Origin of the sequence: Cupriavidus sp. 2TAF22 (genome assembly GCF_052115045.1) — a bacterium.
Taxonomy (GTDB): domain Bacteria; phylum Pseudomonadota; class Gammaproteobacteria; order Burkholderiales; family Burkholderiaceae; genus Cupriavidus.
In genome coordinates this window covers 1-2,118 of the sequence record NZ_JBFRFX010000109.1, presented here as the reverse complement: position 1 = coordinate 2,118, position 2,118 = coordinate 1, and the positions used below count along the sequence as shown (strand labels likewise).

At 56.6% G+C, this 2,118-nt stretch carries 2 protein-coding genes and 2 tRNA genes; all 4 read left to right on the top strand.

The window, feature by feature from the left end:
• Positions 1-154 precede the first annotated feature (154 nt).
• Positions 155-228: transfer RNA gene (locus AB4Z48_RS40380), tRNA-Gly, on the top strand.
• A gap of 2 nt (positions 229-230) precedes the next feature.
• Positions 231-309 (top strand) — tRNA-Ile (locus AB4Z48_RS40375).
• A 282-nt stretch (positions 310-591) separates the two neighbouring features.
• Positions 592-1,302, top strand: coding sequence for a TolB family protein (locus tag AB4Z48_RS40370; RefSeq protein WP_441624495.1), 711 nt, complete (start codon positions 592-594; stop codon positions 1,300-1,302).
• 266 nt (positions 1,303-1,568) lie between these two features.
• Positions 1,569-1,889, top strand: coding sequence for an H-NS histone family protein (locus tag AB4Z48_RS40365; protein WP_441624493.1), 321 nt, complete (start codon positions 1,569-1,571; stop codon positions 1,887-1,889).
• Positions 1,890-2,118 lie beyond the last annotated feature (229 nt).

The following is a 2,118-nucleotide window of genomic DNA, read 5'->3' as shown; positions in this document are numbered from 1 at the left end:
CAACCATAGTGGGCGTTGGGAGCCGTTGCCAGGCGCAGGCTCGCTCGACGAGATGGCCCAGGTGGTCGTCACGCTCCTGGAGCCGTACCTACAGCCTGATAATTATTAAATCTATTTACGGGATGTTGTACTAGCTGCTATCATGCCGCGCACTGCGGGTGTAGCTCAATGGCAGAGCAGAAGCCTTCCAAGCTTACGACGAGGGTTCGATTCCCTTCACCCGCTCCATAGGGCCTCTAGCTCATGCCTGGTTAGAGCAGCGGACTCATAATCCGTTGGCGCCGTGTTCGACTCACGGGAGGCCCACCATTTAAATCAAGGGGTTACAGCATTTGCGCTGTAGCCCCTTGCTCGTTTTGGTGCCCGTGTAAGAGCCTTGTTAGCGGATTTGGTCAACCATGACCGCCGTTATTCGCATTGCCATTGAGGCGCCCCCGTCAACTTGTCCATGCTGCTCACGTTTCAATGTTGGGCAAGTTGAACTACCTTGGCAAGAAGCGGGCTGCGGCACAGTTACGCAAGCAGAGTAGCCCCTCATAATGTCCGTCGAGGAAAATGCTCGAAGGAGGGGGCGCTATGCCGAGGCTACCAATGAACCTGCTATCGATTGCCCTGCTGCTTGTTACGCTTTTTGCCACGGAAGCAAACGGGGGCTCTGTTAGGGCAGAAGATGGAAATATTGTCTTTGTCGATGACAGCGGCTTCGCGAGACAACTCACCACGAGCGGGCTAGATGCCACCCCAACCTTATCTCCCGACGGCAAACGTGTTGCCTTTGTTCGTCGAACACCTCACCGACCAGTTGACACCGCGCTTGGTTCGGAAGATGCGGAGCAAATCTGGATAGTTGGTGTCGACGCCTCGGGTGCGCGTAGCCTAGTTGAAGGTCGCGCTCACAAAAACCCAAAGCAGGCTTTAGCCGGGCTAAATTCGCCGGTCTTTTCGCCGGACGGACGCTCGATCTACTTCCTAAGCACGGCATGGGTTACGTCACGGGCCGTTCACATAGTGAGCGTCGGCGATGCGGAAGAGCGATTCGTTACCGAGGGAAACACCCTAGAAATTGTCCACGCGGGTAAATACAAGGGCACCCTTATTGTGAACAAGCACAAGTATTGGCTTGGTGGGGGCTCATATGACTGGTTCTGGCTCGTATCGCCAACTGGTCAAGAAATAGGCCCAGTAGGGCCGGAAGACGGAAACGTAGGCCGTAGGCGCATTCAAGAACCTGTTCGTGAAGTAGCACCTCAAGAGCCCTCTAATTGGGGCGACGGTCGGCCAATGCACTGGCGCCGCTGGTGAGCGCTGGTCTAATGCCGGCACGCCCGCAATGGGCTCTAACTCATCTTCAGGCGGGGACTTTTTGCCGGGAACCCGTATGCGCGCTTAAGGGCGGTTGCCATGCGTTTGTCATCGCCGAATTTCCTTTCCGCCAAGAGCCAAACCAGAAATCAATACGACGAGCTCGTCCGGGCTTAATTGGCCAGCAGCTTTTAGACAGCGAATACCTTGCGAACCGTCTCCGGAATGAGTATAAGTCGATTGTGACTGGAAAATTGGAGAAGACAATGGCAACGTATCAGGAACTGGTGGCGCAGAAGCAGGCGTTGGAAGCCCAGATCGAAGAGGCGCGCACCAACGAAGTCGCGACCGCTATTGAGCAGATTCGCGATCTGATGGCTCGGTATAACCTGTCGCCGGAGGACGTGGCGCCGCGGCGGCGTCGGGGCCGACCTGCCGGTGCCGCTACCGCTCCCGCTGCCGAAGACAAGCCGGCACTTCCCCCGAAGTACATGGATCCCAAAACCGGCAAGACATGGTCGGGACGCGGCCGGTCGCCGGCGTGGCTGGGCAAGCGCCCCGAGCGCTTCCTTATCCCGCAGGAATGACCGATTGCGCGCGCGTCGTCCTTGGCCGATAGTGCTCCAATCGGCTATCCAAGAACCTATAGGCTTACTAGTACAACATCCCGTAAATAGCTTGAATAAATAATCGCCTCGGATATCATGGCGGGATGAGTCGAGGCCGCCATGCAACGCCAGTGAAGTTGGCGAAGAAAGAAAGACAGGAACTGTTATCGCGGAACTGTTATCGCTGATCGAGCGCAAGACGGCGCCG